The organism is Treponema zioleckii, assembly GCF_014737315.1.
Classification (GTDB): domain Bacteria; phylum Spirochaetota; class Spirochaetia; order Treponematales; family Treponemataceae; genus Treponema_D; species Treponema_D zioleckii.
This window is the reverse complement of the sequence record NZ_JPUF01000005.1, coordinates 13,233-26,901: the sequence shown is the minus strand read 5'-3', so window position 1 is coordinate 26,901 and position 13,669 is coordinate 13,233. Positions and strand designations below refer to the sequence as shown.

Sequence of the window (13,669 nt, the reverse complement as noted above, 5' to 3'; positions counted from 1 at the left end):
CGTCATCGCTCCAATCGCTCCGGTTAATTTACCCGATAACTTTCCAATGCTTGTCCACGTGATTTAAAACTTCACAGCCATCTTTTGTGACCAAAACCAAATCTTCAATTCGAACGCCGAATTTTCCGGGCAAATAAACACCTGGTTCAACACTAAAAATCATGCCTTCTTTTGTAAGATTTTTGTTTGCGGAACTTACGTCCCCCTGTTCATGGTCAGTCTGTCCAATAAAATGACCGAGCCTGTGCGTAAAAAATTCTCCGTAGCCGGCCTCGCTAATCACATCGCGGGCAGCCTTGTCAATTTCGCAAATCGGAATTCCAGGTTTTATGAGAGATTCAGCCCGTTCATTTGCCGTCCGTACCAAATCATGAATCTTCGTGTATTCTTCTGGGGCTTTCTTAAAGAAAACCGTTCGCGTCATGTCGGAGCAATAACGATTTTTCTTGCAACCCATATCAATCAAAACGCAATCACCTTCTTTTACGACTGTTTCGTCAGGGGAGTGGTGCGGGTCTGCCGCATTCGCGCCGAACGAAACGATTGTCTCAAAACTCGGTGACTCAGCTCCTTCGATTTTAAACTGCGCATCAATGTAATCAGCAACTTTTTTTTCTGTCATGCCAGAACGCACAAAATCAATTCCCCGCTGGATGCAAATATCATTGATTCTTGAAGCTTCCTTCATAAAAGCGATTTCTTGGTCATCCTTGCAGGCTCTCGAATTGTCAACGCAATCACTTCCGAGAACAAATTTTAACTTCGGACATTTTTCCGTAAGCGGAATTAAAAATCTTGCCGACCAAGTTTTGTCGATTCCCACCGTGCACGCATCACTCTTGCCCAGTTCTTCCGAAAGCATTGCAACATAATCGTCCGTGTCGGAAAACCAGTGTTCGTTGAATTCATTTTTGGGAATGTTAAAAAGTTTGTTCACAAAAAATTCAACCGATTTTTTTTCTATCAAAAGAACGTACATTCTTTCATGCGGGTCGTTCCAAATTCCCGAAAGATACCAGATAGAAAAAGGGTCTGTAACAACAAGTGCGTCTATTTTCCGTTTATTCATTTCGCTGCGAACGTTCTCAAATCGTTTAGCGTACATTGCTTCCATAAATCCTCCAAAGCTACGCAAAGTTTGCACAAATAATATACATCATTGACCAAATCTTGTATCGAAAATAGTATTATATTATGGAAGAAAACGAGATTCTTGAATACAAAAATCAATATAAAAAAATCAGGTTCCTGGGAAGTCTGGCGGACGAAATTGCTTATGTTGGCGTGCAGTGCGGAGCCGAAAAACTCATGGACTATATTGATTTGAATTGCGGAGCAATTCCAGACGGTGATTTTGAATGCGTAATCGATTTGGATGCGGCAAAACAATTCCTAAAACTTTACACAGCCACAGCAGAGTCAAGATTTGCATTCGCCGTAACTGCGCTGATGCAGATGAACGAGGGTGCATTTGATGCCGTAAGTAGGTTTTGCGCTCAGGTGGGCGAAACTCGCCGCATTTCAAAAGTTGTTAAAAATGCTGAAGAGGCTCTTGATATTTTCGATTCGTTGATTCTTGTTGATTGTTACGACAATGAAGATTGCAAAAAAAATATAATTTCTATGAGCGATGATAAAGTTCAATGGACTTACAAGAATGACCCGCACAAAAAATACTGGGAAAAAACAAACGGTGATTTGAAGGTTTATTATCTTTTGCAAGAACAATTCGTAAACAGTGCGATTGCAGGAACGACTTTTAAATACGAAGTGAATTTAGAATCAACTGGTATAAAAGATGACAAAAATTGCGCACAAACACGTGTATTCACTTTAAAACGTGCATAGACCGCTCAAAAACTGATTGAATTCTTTTTTCAACTAACAAAAATTTTCACGTTATTAACTTCTGATAATGTGTATTCTGTCCACTGCGAAATATTTTTCAGTGTCTTCACTTCAAAATATTTCGCGAGTATTCTTTCTTTTTTTAAGTTGTATTTTTTGATACATGTTGATACGAATTTTATATTTGAGTTTTCTTTTTGCAAAGTCGGTCATTCTTTCTAGTTTACCTTCGACCTTGTTCAGTAGACAGAATTTTACATTTCGTTTGCGACTGAATAATGTTGAAGGTAAAACTTTATTTGTTGTCATTAGACAGATTTGAAATTTTCTACTTCGCTGAGTGTCGGAAGAGCTGGAATTGCGCCTCGCCGAGAAACGCAAATTGCGGCAACAGTGTTTGCAAAACTCAAGTCATCTTCAAGATTCGACTTGTTGAATTTTAATGGCTCTGCACGACGTGTTAGTTTGTACAAAAGTCCTCCATTAAAACTGTCCCCTGCTCCTGTTGTATCTACTGCTGTGGTTTTTTTTGCTTTTACAGTGCCGGTTTCAATTTTACATGAGCCATTTTTGAATGCATAAAAAACACCTTCCGCTCCTAATGTTATTAAAACGAGAGATGTTCCTTCCGAAAGTATTTCGTTTGCGGCTGCTTCATGGGAACAGTTCGTTCCGTATAAAAGGAAAAATTCTTCCTCAGAAATTTTTAGAATATCTGCTTTTGGAATCATTCCTTTTATGATTGAAATTGCATCTTTTCTGTTGCCCCACAGATTTTCTCTGTAATTTGGGTCGTAAGAAACAAGTCCGCCTGCGTTCTTAACGATTTTAACAGCTTCTTCTGTGGCAGATTTTGCAGGTTCGTCTGTGAGAGAAAGCGAACCGATATGAAGGATTTTTGCATTTTCGAGAACATTTTTGTTCAAATCTTCTGCAGAAAGTTGTGTGTCGGCACCAGGATTTCGGCAGAATGAAAAGTGTCTTTCGCCGTTTTCGTCTAGACTTACGAAAGCAAGTGTTGTGTGCTGAGCTTTTGTGGTGCAAAGTCCATCCGTGTTTATTTTAAGATTTTCAAGAACGGCTCGTAAGTCGGCTCCAAAAGAGTCTGTGCCGGTCATGCCGAGGAAAGCTCCTTTTCCGCCGAGTTTTGTTAGGGCGGCCACGCAGTTTGCTGGCGCACCGCCTGGGTTTTCTTCAAAAAGATTTTTTCCGTCTGCAGATTTGCCTGCAAAAGTAAAGTCTATAAGTATTTCGCCGAGGGCGGCGACATCAAATTTCTTTTCCATAATGATTAATCTCCTGTGGATTCACGATATATAAGGGTGCTTTCCACATATACGGTTCGGAAAAGCATTTCTGGTTCCTTACGAGATTCTGGTGCATCGTCAAAACCGCAGAGCAGAATGTCGTTGGGAATATTTGTACCGAGTTTTTTGAGTGTTTGCATTGTGTCTACCGCGACAAAATCATTTGCACATATAATGACTTCTGGTTTTTCTTCCCATTTTTTGAACGATTCTTCAAGGTATTTTGTATATTCTGCGTGACTCGGATAGTTCAGACCCTGTGAAGTTCCCGTCAGGCACCATTCTTCTTTAAATGGTAGTTTAAAAAGTCTGAGCGCGCCCATGTAAGCATCGTAGCGTTCGTAAAAAGACATACAGTGCATGGATTCTCCAACGAATCCTATTTTTGTTTTGCCACGATTAGCCATCTCTTTTATAAAATCGTAGATTCCGCTCCTGTTTTCCATTAAAAGAACGTCAGCACGAAGTGGTTTTTCGTTAAAAGCGACGGCTGTATCAATGAAGAGTAACGGTAGGCCGAGCGAGCAAAGCATTTGGCTGTAGGCATTGTCGAACATTTCTACGCAAAACAATCCCGCAACCCGTTTTATATCAAAATTAGCGGGTAGTTTAAGATTTTCACGTTCTTGCGGCATGACACGATAAATTGTAAAACCGTAGCCCAAGCGTGAAGCTTCAAGCTGCATCTCATCTAGCATTTTTGTTGAAAAATGAGAGCCTCCTAAAGCTGCGCCGGTAAAAAGCACAAGTTCTTTGTTCATGCCAGCTTGTTCTTCAGTTCTTTCTGATGAAGCCTGTGGCATAACAAAGAGCTTGTAGCCCATTTCCGAAGCCTTTTTCAGGATGGCTTCCCGCGTTGAATCCGCGATGATTCCAGTACTGTTTATGGCCTTGGAAACTGTATTTCGAGAAAGCCCCATTTCATTTGCAATATCTTGTATCGTTACTTTTCTTGGCATAGTTTAAAATGTAATACACAACAAAAACTGTGTCAAATGCACAAATTGTTATTGTGGCACTTTTACGGAAATGTTTTCAAAGGTTGCGTCCGCCTCAGTTGTAAAAAGTGCCATGTGCGCTCCATTTGTGGAGTTGTAAATTCGGCTGCTAAGAACTTTCGCATCATCAATATACAGAATTACTATTTCGTTCTCTGCAACAATTGTAACATGATGTTTCGTTCCTGGCTTAAAATTGAATTTTGTGAGGGCGATTGGTTCTGAAGAAACTACGTTTTCAAATCCGCCGAGTTTATAGCCTTCGTAATGAATGCAGTTTCGTTTTGCATCCAATGCAAGGGCGTAATAGCTCTTAAAATTCTTTTTAGGATTTCCAAAGGCAAAACCTGCAATTCCGTCTTTTCCAATCGTAACGTCACATTCCATAAGCATTGTTGCTTCTCTAGTTCCTAAATCAACAACAGCCCGCTCCCCTTTTTTTGCAGAAAGTTGGAATGTTCCGTTTTCAGATTCTACTTTGCCTTCTGTAGTTCCTGCTTCAAGTTTTTTTTGAGTTCCGAAATATTCAGACATACTTTCGGGCATTTTAACTCCTAAAGAACCGTCTTCGTGCTGAACAAGCTGATGAATCAGCATATTTCCTGCCCACTGATATTTTCCTGTGTCGTATCCTTCTTCTTGTGAACGTCCTAGCCAGCCGCAAAGATATCGTTTTCCCTTGAGTTCTGCTGTTTTTGCGGCATAGAAGATAAAGTTCGTTCCGTCAAGAACATTGTCTTTTGGCGCAGTGAACGGTCCGTTCATTGTTTTTCCAACTGCATAGTAAGTTACGCAATCCCAACTGAAGAACAGATAGTATTTGTCGCCCATCTTGAATAAGTCAGGACATTCTAGCATCCACTGCTTGTGAGGAGCGTAAAGAGGCCCCTTGAAAGTCCAATTTTTTAAGTCCGTTGAGGTAAATTTTGCAACGATTCCGCCGTTTGCCTCTTCCCTAGTTGCAACGAGCAGCCAGTAACAGTTTTCTTCATCGCTCCAAAGAAGTTCCGGGTCTCGGAAGTCATTGTTGGAATAACCTTCTGGCGCGTACAGCACTTCGTCTTTGAGTTTTTCCCATGTGATTGCATCGCGGCTTACCGCATGAAGAATACATTCTTTTGGTTTTCCTTGCGCCGCAAAACTGTCGTTGTGTCCTGTATAAAAGCAGTGAAAAAGTCCGTCTTTCGCCTTGAAAATTGAACCTGTTCCAATGGCAACGTCTGGTTCTGTTGCGATTCCTGTTGGAACTGCAAGTCCTTCGTCTTCATATTTATAGAAATTCTCTGTGGAGAATTTATGAATTGGATGATAAGCCTGAATGTTATGAGTTGTTTCGTACAAATAATACAATTCAAGCTTTCCGTTGTTGGCAATTGGCATTACATCTGCAACAAAAGCGTCGTCTGGTGTTGGATAAAGAACTTGTTCCACAGGTTTATACTCTCCTGATTTCGCAACTTCATCTGTGCTTGCGCAGCCTGCAAGCAATGCAATGAATCCTGCGCAGCAAGCTGCTGCAATCTTTCTTTTTTTCATGGGAAATCCTCCTTTTTGTTCTTATGCACAAATTTATTTGTGCATTTGTTACATAAAATTGTTATAAATCACACTACGGAATATGTCAAGTTTTATTATGATTTTTATTTTTCCGACATTGTTTTTGTGCAAAGAATTTCGTTTTTTGCGGAAAATGTAAAAATAATCCTTGACAAATCAAAAAACCGTTTTACATTTAGACCATGAACCAATTTATATTTGTTTATTAATTGTGCAAATGTAAAATAAGGAGGATGTATGAAAAAATGTTTGAAAAAGCTTCTGTTTGTGGCAGGAACTTTTATGGCAAATTCACTCTTTGCCGAAACTCATCTTATGCTGGACATGGGAATTAAGGTTCCTTTTGCGCTCTCAGATGTAGTTGTAAAAGATTCGGGAACAACTTCCGAACTTGGCAAGGTTACAAAATGGGCTGATTCTTCAGAAGATTTTCGTTTTAAATTGGAGCGCGACAGACGTGCTGGCCTGGAATTGAATTTTAAGCCGAAATTCTTGCAGCAAGGAGGAGTCGGCGATTGCCGGCTTGACACTTACTTTGGCTGGTTCAAACCTACGGAATCTATAAAAATCGTGGCGGGTACTGCAGATGAGCGGCACTGGTTCAAGGGCAGCGAAGAAAGGCTTGTAGATAAATTCGGTGAGATTACGATTATTGATTGCCACGCAGACAATGAGCTTGGCGTTTATTACGGTCTTATTACAGACCCGACGAAAATTCTTTCGTTCACAAAAAATGATTTGGGGCACGAAGCCGGTTCAATCCGATGGGACCGTTCTTACGGTTGGTCGTCTTCTCAGCTCGGAAACGGTGTTGAAGGTCAGGGAACCAACCTTCAGTTCATTTATTCAAAAGGCGACCGCGGATTATTTGCATCGGCAGTGCTTGTAGGAAACTATGCCCCGCTCAGCAACAAGACTAAAACCGTTGAATGGACGAACAGCAGCTGGGGAAAAGATGATGCGGACAACAGTATCTCATGGATTCCTGAGCCACAGTTTAGGGTTGGTTATGGGTTCAGAAGCGGCAGCGTGGAATTGATTTATAAAGCTCCGCACTTCGGAAACAATGTGGTAGCCGCTTTTTGGCAGCCACGGCTTTTGCGCGACAGATTGATGGGAACACTTGGCGTAACGTTTGCGAATGACATTGCCGACGGTTCTGCAAAATACAACGGACGGGAAAATGAATTTACGGCGTTTGCTTTTGATGCCCGCGTTCAGTACAAATTTACCGAAAAACTCCGTGCAAAGCTCTTCTTGAACTTCTCTCAGGTTATGCCCGGCGACAACAACGCTACAAATGACATAAGCAAGCAGTTCGGCGAAAGCGTATATCACTACAAGGACTACAAGGGCGAACGAGTGGGAAATAAAGCAGAACAGGCTTTTTACGCCGTAAGTTCAGTTGGATACGACCTGCCGTATGGCAGTGTAAATCTTGACGGCGGACTTTACTGGCGAGACTTGGACAACAACGATGGCTTTGAACTCGGAGAAAATTTCCTTACCGTAAAAGGTAGCTGGACTTGGTGGGTTATGAACGGCGTTGGATTCTCTTTGGGCGGCTCATGGTACCACAGAATCAACACAGGAGACTACGGAAAGAAAATCAATGGAACGGCATACGATGGAATCAAGGACGAAATCACAATCGGAAGCTATTTGACAATCAAACTTGGACTGTAAGAGAGGAATTTATAATGAAAAAAGTGAATGTAAAAGCATTGGTGTGTGCATTGTGTGCTGGGGCTACTTTTGGATTCGTTTCCTGCTACACGGATTCAAAATATGAGGAACTGGAAACAAGTTCTCACTCTTCTTCCGAAAATGAAACGAAAAACTTAAAGAGTCTCACGATGAAAAAGATTGAATCTGGCTCGTTTAAATTCGGAGACGAAACAAAAACAATTGATTCATTCTTCATGGCAGAAACGGAAACAACCCAGAAACTGTATAAAGAAATTATGGGAACTCACGAATGTTCTTCCGAAGGCGATGATTTGCCCGTTGATAAAGTCAGATTCTATGAAACTCTCGTCTTCTGCAACAAACTGAGCGAAAAAGAAGGTCTTACCCCTGTGTACAAGAAAGGTGGTGAATCGAACGCAAGCAACTGGGGGGATGTTCCGACCTCTGACGATGCGACTTGGAATGCAATAACTGAAGATTCTTCCGCAAATGGCTTTAGGCTTCCTCACAAAGACGAATGGGTATTTGCAGCATTGGGAACAAATGCGAGCGAGGATAGCGGAGATTACAGAGATTATTACTCAGGTTGCATCGGACGAGACGAGCTTGCAGAGTTTGCTTGGGCGGGCGAGAATTCTGCCCAAATCCATCAGGTTGCGCAGAAAAAAGCAAATTCAAACGGGCTTTACGACATGAGCGGAAACGTTTGGGAGCTTTGCTGGGATGCGGCTGGTGACGGTAAACAACACGTTCGCATTGGCGGTGACTCAAAAGACTGTATTCCGCTTTCCGAGTCCTGGGACTATCCTAACAACGGTGACTGGGGGCAAGTTGGCTTCCGTGTTGTGCAAAAGTCTGAATAGTTAAAGTTTTGTGAAAAATGTAACAAAACGAACTAAAAAATGCACAAATTGCTTGACAAATGCTAAAACCGATTTTACGCTATATTAAGATTTGTAAAATCGGTTTTACAAATGCACAAAAAGGAGTCATCATGAAGTCTAAGACTTTGATTTACGTGAAAAGGCATTGGCAGCTGTATGTTGTTTTTCTACTTCCGGCTCTCGCCCTTACAATTCTATTCCGCTATGTTCCTATGGGAGGAATTCTAATTGCTTTTCAGGATTACAATCCTATAAAAGGGCTTTTAGGAAGCCGTTGGGTAGGAATTAAGCATTTTGCTCGCTTTCTTTCATCTCCAGACTTTCTTTCTTATCTTGCAAACACGCTTAAACTGAGTATCTACGGACTTTTATGGAGTTTTCCTGTACCGATTATTCTTGCGTTGCTTCTTAATCGAGTTCAAAGCCCTGGAATCAAACGAAATATTCAGCTTGTTCTTTACATGCCGAATTTTATTTCGATTATCGTTGTCTGTGGTATGGTTCGAATCCTGCTTTCGGTGACTGGACCGGTGAACAATTTTTTGGGCACGCAGATTAATTTTATGACATCATCAAATGCATTCCGCTCAATTTACATTGCGAGTGGAATTTGGCAAGGAGCCGGTTGGGCATCGATTATGTACACTGCAGCTCTTGCGAACGTGAACAACGAAACGCGTGAGGCTGCGATTCTGGACGGAGCAAATATTTTGCAAGAAATCCGGGTGGTTGAGTGGCCGGCCATTAAGAACATCGTAATAATTCAGTTTATCTTGCAGGCTGGAAACATAATGAGCATCGGTTTTGAAAAAGCTTATGCGCTCCAAACCGACTTGAATCTTTCTTCTGCCGAAATTATTGCAACTTATGTTTACAAGAAAGGTCTTTTGGACGGAGATTACAGTTTTTCAACTGCAGTTGGATTGTTCAACACTGTCATCAACGTAATCATGCTGCTGATTGTGAACAAGACTACTTCAAAACTGAACGATGGGCAGGGATTGTAGGGAGCTGTGATTATGGAAAACAAAAATCATCTTATAAGACTGACATACCGCGACAAAATGATTATTCGTTGTGGCTACATTCTTCTTGGACTTTTTGTGGCTGCAATCATAGGTCCTGTAATTTACATCATTGTGGCTTCATTTATTGACCCAATCACTTTGCAGAATACTGGAGTTACGCTTGACACAAGCAAGTGGACGCTTACGGCATATATTCGAGTTCTTTCAAATAATGCGATTTGGACGGGATTCGGCAATGCCATTCTTTATTCTGTGGTGTACACGGTTATTTCTGTGGCCATAACAATGCTTGCTGCTTATCCAATGTCCAGACCAGATTTTAAAGGAAGAAAATTTTTTAATGTAATTTTCGTGATTACTATGTTTTTTGGTGGCGGTTTGATTCCAACTTATCTGCTCATCAGCAATCTTGGAATGATTGACACAATTTGGGCTATCGTGCTTCCGGGAGCGTTCAGCGTTTGGAACATGATTATTGCCCGCACGTTCTATAAAGGCGTTCCGAAGGAATTGCAGGAAGCTGCATACGTTGACGGTGCGAGCGAGGTTACTTACTTTTTTAAGATTCTGCTTCCAGTCTGTACGCCGCTTATTATGGTTCTTTCCTTATGGCAATTTGTTGGAATGTGGAACAGCTACTTTGACGCAATGATTTATTTGGACGATTCTGCAAAACAGCCTTTACAGCTTGTACTGCGCTCAATCCTGATTCAAAACCAGCCTGAATCCGGCATGATTTCTGACATGCAGAGTACGGCTGCTCGTGCCCAGCTTGCGGAACTTCTGAAGTACGCAACGATTATTGTTTCAAGTTTGCCGCTTGTTGTAATGTATCCGTTCTTCCAGAAGTATTTTAACAAAGGAATTTTAATAGGCTCAATAAAAGGCTGATTAAAATTCAGATGGATAAACTCAAAATTCAATAACATTAATATGCGAGGAGAAAATATGAAAAAAGTTAAGAATGCAATGTGTGTCATTGCGGCCCTTTCCGTAGGAATGGGAATGTTTTTCGGATGTAAAGGCAAGGATGTTTCGCTGAATAATGGCACTATTCAGAAAGTAGATCCGGCGGAGCTTGCCTTCCCTCTAAAAGAGAAAACCGTAATTACGGGACTTACAAGTTTTCCTGCAAACACTGAGCCAAATCCGAATGAGCGAACAATTTTTAAGCGATTGCAGGAAAAAACGAATGTAGAAGTAAAGTGGACTGCCATGCAAAGCGATCAATGGAATGACAAAATTACTCTTGCTATGGCGAATCCAAAAACTCTTGCAGATTTCGTTTTTAATGCGAGTTTTAATGATTCAAATCTTCTTAAATACGCCGAGCAGGAAATCATAATTCCTTTGGAAGAATACATTGATGCTTATATGCCGAACTTGAAGTCTGTATTCGACAAATATCCAGAATATCGGGCTATGTGTACAGATGCAAACGGTCACATTTGGGGCTTGCCATGGATTGAGCAGCTGGGCTCTGGAAAAGAAGCGATTCAGGTTATTGATAATATGAGTTTTATCAACAAATCATGGCTTGATTTTTTGGGCTTGGAGATTCCTACTAATATAGAAGAATTTGAACAGGTTCTCATGGCATTCAAAGTAAACGCTCCGAGACTTCAGCAGAAATTTAAAATTGACGGCAGCGTAATTCCAATGTCTTGCATCATGAACGATGGTGGTCAAGATCCTTATGTTCTTATAAATGGCTTTGGTGAAGGCTATGGCGATGCGGATAAAGGACGACATATTGCTGTTACTGATGAGCGAAAGGTTGTTTGCAGCGCGACTCAGGAGGGATTCAAAAAAGGAACTGCATGGCTTCATCATCTTTACGAGCAAGGTTTGATTGACCCAGAAGCATTTACACAGGAATGGTCAACTTACGTTTCAAAAGGAAAGTCTGGCCGCTATGGAGTTTGTTTCAGTTGGGACGTTGCAAATATTGCAAATCTTCAGGATTGGGTTCCCCTTCCCGTTTTGACTGCAGATACAAGAAACCTTACGGCACAGAACGGTTCGTTTACAAGCGGATTTGACCGTGGCCGATGTGTTGTTACCGCTGTTGCAAAAAATCCAGCACTCGTATGCGCTTGGCTTGATCAGATGTATGACCCGTTCCAGTCACCTCAGAATAACTGGGGAACTTACGGCGAAGATGACGAGTTTGACATTTTTGTTCTTGACAAGAATAGCGAAGGCAAAGAAATGCTCAAACATGCACCTCTTGGAAATGCTTCGCCTGTAGAAGTTCGTGAAGCAGAAAGCGTAAACGGACCGCTTGCAATTCTTGATGAATATTACGGTGTGTATGTTACCTGTCCTGACGATGCACAATATCGACTTGATTGGATTAAAGACATTTATGCTCCAGATATTCACGAAAAATATGTTTATCCGAATGTTTTTATGACTCGTGAAGACACAGAGGAACTTTCAAACATTCAGGCAGATGTGAGCAAGGCAATAAATACGGCAAAATCTGATTGGGTTATGAATGGATTTACGGATCAAGATTGGGATACATTCTGCAAAAAACTTGATTCTTACAAACTTCCAAAAATGCTTTCGATTTTCCAAAAGTACCTCGATTCATACTACGAAAGCATGGAAAAATAAAAGGTTACGTTTGAGTTTTGCTTACAGAACAGCATAAAAGCAATTTGCTCACTTCGCATGGCAGAAAACTCAACATTTGACCTAAAAGTAAGTAAAAGGGATTTCTAAAAATAAAGGGCAGCTCTAAAAACTTAAAATTTGGATGTTTTTGAACTTCCCTAAAATCATTAGAAATCCCATTAATATGGAGATAAAAATGAGCGACTTGTTGCAGAAAGCACGAAAGTTTGAGGCTGAGGCTTCGGGACACATTACAGCGGAAGAACGCCCTGCATTTCATCTGACGCCACTTTGTGGCTGGATGAACGACCCGAACGGATTCTCATATTATGGCGGAAAATACCATTTATTCTATCAGTATAATCCATACCATATTCACTGGGATTCCATGCACTGGGGACATGCGGTAAGTTCAGACCTTCTCCGTTGGGAATATTTACCGGCGGCGCTTGCCCCAGACATGCCGTATGACTGCAACGGTTGTTTTTCTGGAAGCGCAATTGAGCTTGATGATGGGAGACAACTTTTAGTTTATACAGGTGTGCGCCAAGTAAGAGACGAAGCAAAAAAAATCCGTGATATTCAGGTGCAGTGCGTTGCTTTTGGCGACGGAAAAGATTATCAAAAATATGAGCAAAATCCTGTTATTGATTCTACGATGCTTCCAGAAGGAGCTAGTACGGCTGACTTCCGTGATCCAAAAATCTGGCGGCTTTCTAACGGAAAATTTTGCTGCGCCGTTGCAAGCCGACCGAGTGACGGAAGCGGACAGATTCTTCTTTACACCAGCGAAGATGGTTTTAAGTGGTCGTATTGGAAAGTACTGGATGCAAATAAAAATCGTCTTGGAAAAATGTGGGAATGCCCTGACTTTTTTCCTCTTGACGGAAAGTTTGTTCTTTTGGCAAGCCCTCAAGATATGATTTGCCAGAAAGAGTATTCCGGCGGAAACGGAACAGTCTGCATTATTGGCGATTTTGACGAAAAAACTGGAAAATTCACTGAAATTTCAAATCAAACTATTGATGGCGGAATCGATTTTTACGCACCTCAAACTGTTCTTACTCCAGACGGACGACGCGTTATGATTGGCTGGATGCAGAACTGGGATTCGTGCGGAATCCGTGAAGAAGGTTCGCCGTGGGCAGGGCAAATGACAGTTCCCCGTGAACTTTTTATTCAAAACGGTCGATTGTGTCAAAAACTTTCAAAAGAGTTTTTTGCCCGAAAAAAAACGGACGTAAGTTTTTCAAAAGTTATCGTAGAAAATGAGCGGGTTGCTCTTAACGGTGTGAAAGGAAGAGTTCTTCACTTGGGCATAAATCTTTGTACGGACAGCGACAGCTATTCGTGGAAAATGCGTGTCGCGGAGAATGATAATTTTTACACGGAACTTGTGTATCGGGTTCGAGAGAACACACTTACAATTGATCGAAGACATTCTGGAAGTCGGCGTGCGCTCCGACATATTCAGGAATGTGAGATTCTAAAAAAATCGTCGGAACTTTCGTTGGAAGTTGTACTCGACAAAAATAGTTTGGAAGTTTTTGTAAACGGCGGCGAACAGACGATGACTGTTGCGATTTACACACCGTTAGAGGCTGACGGTATTTCGTTCTTGGCAGACGGAAAGATTCAGATGGATATTGAAAAAAGCAATCTTACTTTTTAGAAAAATTGTCTGGCAGATTCAATTCTGAGCTTCTTTTTTTGCAAAGAAAAAATTATCGGGCTTG

General features: G+C 41.3%; 11 protein-coding genes. 7 read left to right on the top strand and 4 right to left on the bottom strand.

What is annotated here, in order from left to right; all coding sequences use genetic code 11:
• Positions 1 to 28 precede the first annotated feature (28 nt).
• The gene (locus JI65_RS02550; protein ID WP_197971891.1) at positions 29 to 1,114 is read right to left on the bottom strand and encodes a M24 family metallopeptidase; all 1,086 of its coding nucleotides are present in this window, start codon (positions 1,112 to 1,114) and stop codon (positions 29 to 31) included.
• Positions 1,115 to 1,194: 80 nt separating this feature from the next.
• On the opposite strand from JI65_RS02550, the gene JI65_RS02545 reads away from it, so the two are divergent.
• Positions 1,195 to 1,848: a hypothetical protein gene (locus JI65_RS02545; RefSeq protein WP_191013807.1), complete on the top strand. Its 654-nt coding sequence runs from the start codon at positions 1,195 to 1,197 to the stop codon at positions 1,846 to 1,848.
• A 308-nt stretch (positions 1,849 to 2,156) separates the two neighbouring features.
• Here the strand turns inward: JI65_RS02545 and JI65_RS02540 are convergent, their stop codons facing one another.
• Genes JI65_RS02540 through JI65_RS02530 form a run of 3 tightly spaced genes read right to left on the bottom strand, consistent with a single transcriptional unit; the run spans position 2,157 to position 5,689 of the window.
• On the bottom strand, positions 2,157 to 3,134 hold the full coding sequence (locus JI65_RS02540; RefSeq protein ID WP_191013806.1) for a carbohydrate kinase family protein: 978 nt from the start codon (positions 3,132 to 3,134) through the stop codon (positions 2,157 to 2,159).
• Positions 3,135 to 3,139: 5 nt separating this feature from the next.
• Positions 3,140 to 4,114 carry a LacI family DNA-binding transcriptional regulator gene (locus JI65_RS02535; protein ID WP_191013805.1) on the bottom strand — a complete coding sequence of 325 codons (975 nt, stop codon included), beginning with the start codon at positions 4,112 to 4,114 and terminating at the stop codon, positions 3,140 to 3,142.
• 48 nt (positions 4,115 to 4,162) lie between these two features.
• Positions 4,163 to 5,689, bottom strand: a complete 1,527-nt coding sequence (locus JI65_RS02530; protein WP_191013804.1) for a family 43 glycosylhydrolase — start codon at positions 5,687 to 5,689, stop codon at positions 4,163 to 4,165.
• 258 nt (positions 5,690 to 5,947) lie between these two features.
• Between JI65_RS02530 and JI65_RS02525 the strand changes: the two genes are divergently transcribed.
• The 6 genes from JI65_RS02525 (at position 5,948) to JI65_RS02500 (ending at position 13,605) form a co-directional block, all read left to right on the top strand.
• Positions 5,948 to 7,396 carry a hypothetical protein gene (locus tag JI65_RS02525; RefSeq protein WP_191013803.1) on the top strand — a complete coding sequence of 483 codons (1,449 nt, stop codon included), beginning with the start codon at positions 5,948 to 5,950 and terminating at the stop codon, positions 7,394 to 7,396.
• Positions 7,397 to 7,410: 14 nt separating this feature from the next.
• Positions 7,411 to 8,262: a formylglycine-generating enzyme family protein gene (locus JI65_RS02520; RefSeq protein WP_191013802.1), complete on the top strand. Its 852-nt coding sequence runs from the start codon at positions 7,411 to 7,413 to the stop codon at positions 8,260 to 8,262.
• A gap of 131 nt (positions 8,263 to 8,393) precedes the next feature.
• A complete protein-coding gene (locus tag JI65_RS02515; RefSeq protein ID WP_191013801.1) occupies positions 8,394 to 9,290 on the top strand; it encodes an ABC transporter permease in 897 nt (298 codons plus the stop codon).
• Positions 9,291 to 9,302: 12 nt separating this feature from the next.
• Positions 9,303 to 10,202, top strand: coding sequence for a carbohydrate ABC transporter permease (locus tag JI65_RS02510; RefSeq protein ID WP_191013800.1), 900 nt, complete (start codon positions 9,303 to 9,305; stop codon positions 10,200 to 10,202).
• A gap of 57 nt (positions 10,203 to 10,259) precedes the next feature.
• Complete coding sequence (locus JI65_RS02505; protein WP_191013799.1) at positions 10,260 to 11,933, top strand: extracellular solute-binding protein; 1,674 nt, start codon at positions 10,260 to 10,262, stop codon at positions 11,931 to 11,933.
• Between the two features lie 196 nt (positions 11,934 to 12,129).
• Positions 12,130 to 13,605: a glycoside hydrolase family 32 protein gene (locus JI65_RS02500; protein WP_191013798.1), complete on the top strand. Its 1,476-nt coding sequence runs from the start codon at positions 12,130 to 12,132 to the stop codon at positions 13,603 to 13,605.
• Positions 13,606 to 13,669: the final 64 nt, after the last annotated feature.

Coding starts and splice junctions, on each gene's coding strand:
- JI65_RS02515 (WP_191013801.1), top strand. CDS start 8,394: ATGAAGTCTAAGACTTTGATTTACGTGAAAAGGCATTGGCAGCTGTAT.
- JI65_RS02520 (WP_191013802.1), top strand. CDS start 7,411: ATGAAAAAAGTGAATGTAAAAGCATTGGTGTGTGCATTGTGTGCTGGG.
- JI65_RS02535 (WP_191013805.1), bottom strand. CDS start 4,114: ATGCCAAGAAAAGTAACGATACAAGATATTGCAAATGAAATGGGGCTT.
- JI65_RS02525 (WP_191013803.1), top strand. CDS start 5,948: ATGAAAAAATGTTTGAAAAAGCTTCTGTTTGTGGCAGGAACTTTTATG.
- JI65_RS02530 (WP_191013804.1), bottom strand. CDS start 5,689: ATGAAAAAAAGAAAGATTGCAGCAGCTTGCTGCGCAGGATTCATTGCA.
- JI65_RS02505 (WP_191013799.1), top strand. CDS start 10,260: ATGAAAAAAGTTAAGAATGCAATGTGTGTCATTGCGGCCCTTTCCGTA.
- JI65_RS02510 (WP_191013800.1), top strand. CDS start 9,303: ATGGAAAACAAAAATCATCTTATAAGACTGACATACCGCGACAAAATG.
- JI65_RS02540 (WP_191013806.1), bottom strand. CDS start 3,134: ATGGAAAAGAAATTTGATGTCGCCGCCCTCGGCGAAATACTTATAGAC.
- JI65_RS02550 (WP_197971891.1), bottom strand. CDS start 1,114: ATGGAAGCAATGTACGCTAAACGATTTGAGAACGTTCGCAGCGAAATG.
- JI65_RS02500 (WP_191013798.1), top strand. CDS start 12,130: ATGAGCGACTTGTTGCAGAAAGCACGAAAGTTTGAGGCTGAGGCTTCG.
- JI65_RS02545 (WP_191013807.1), top strand. CDS start 1,195: ATGGAAGAAAACGAGATTCTTGAATACAAAAATCAATATAAAAAAATC.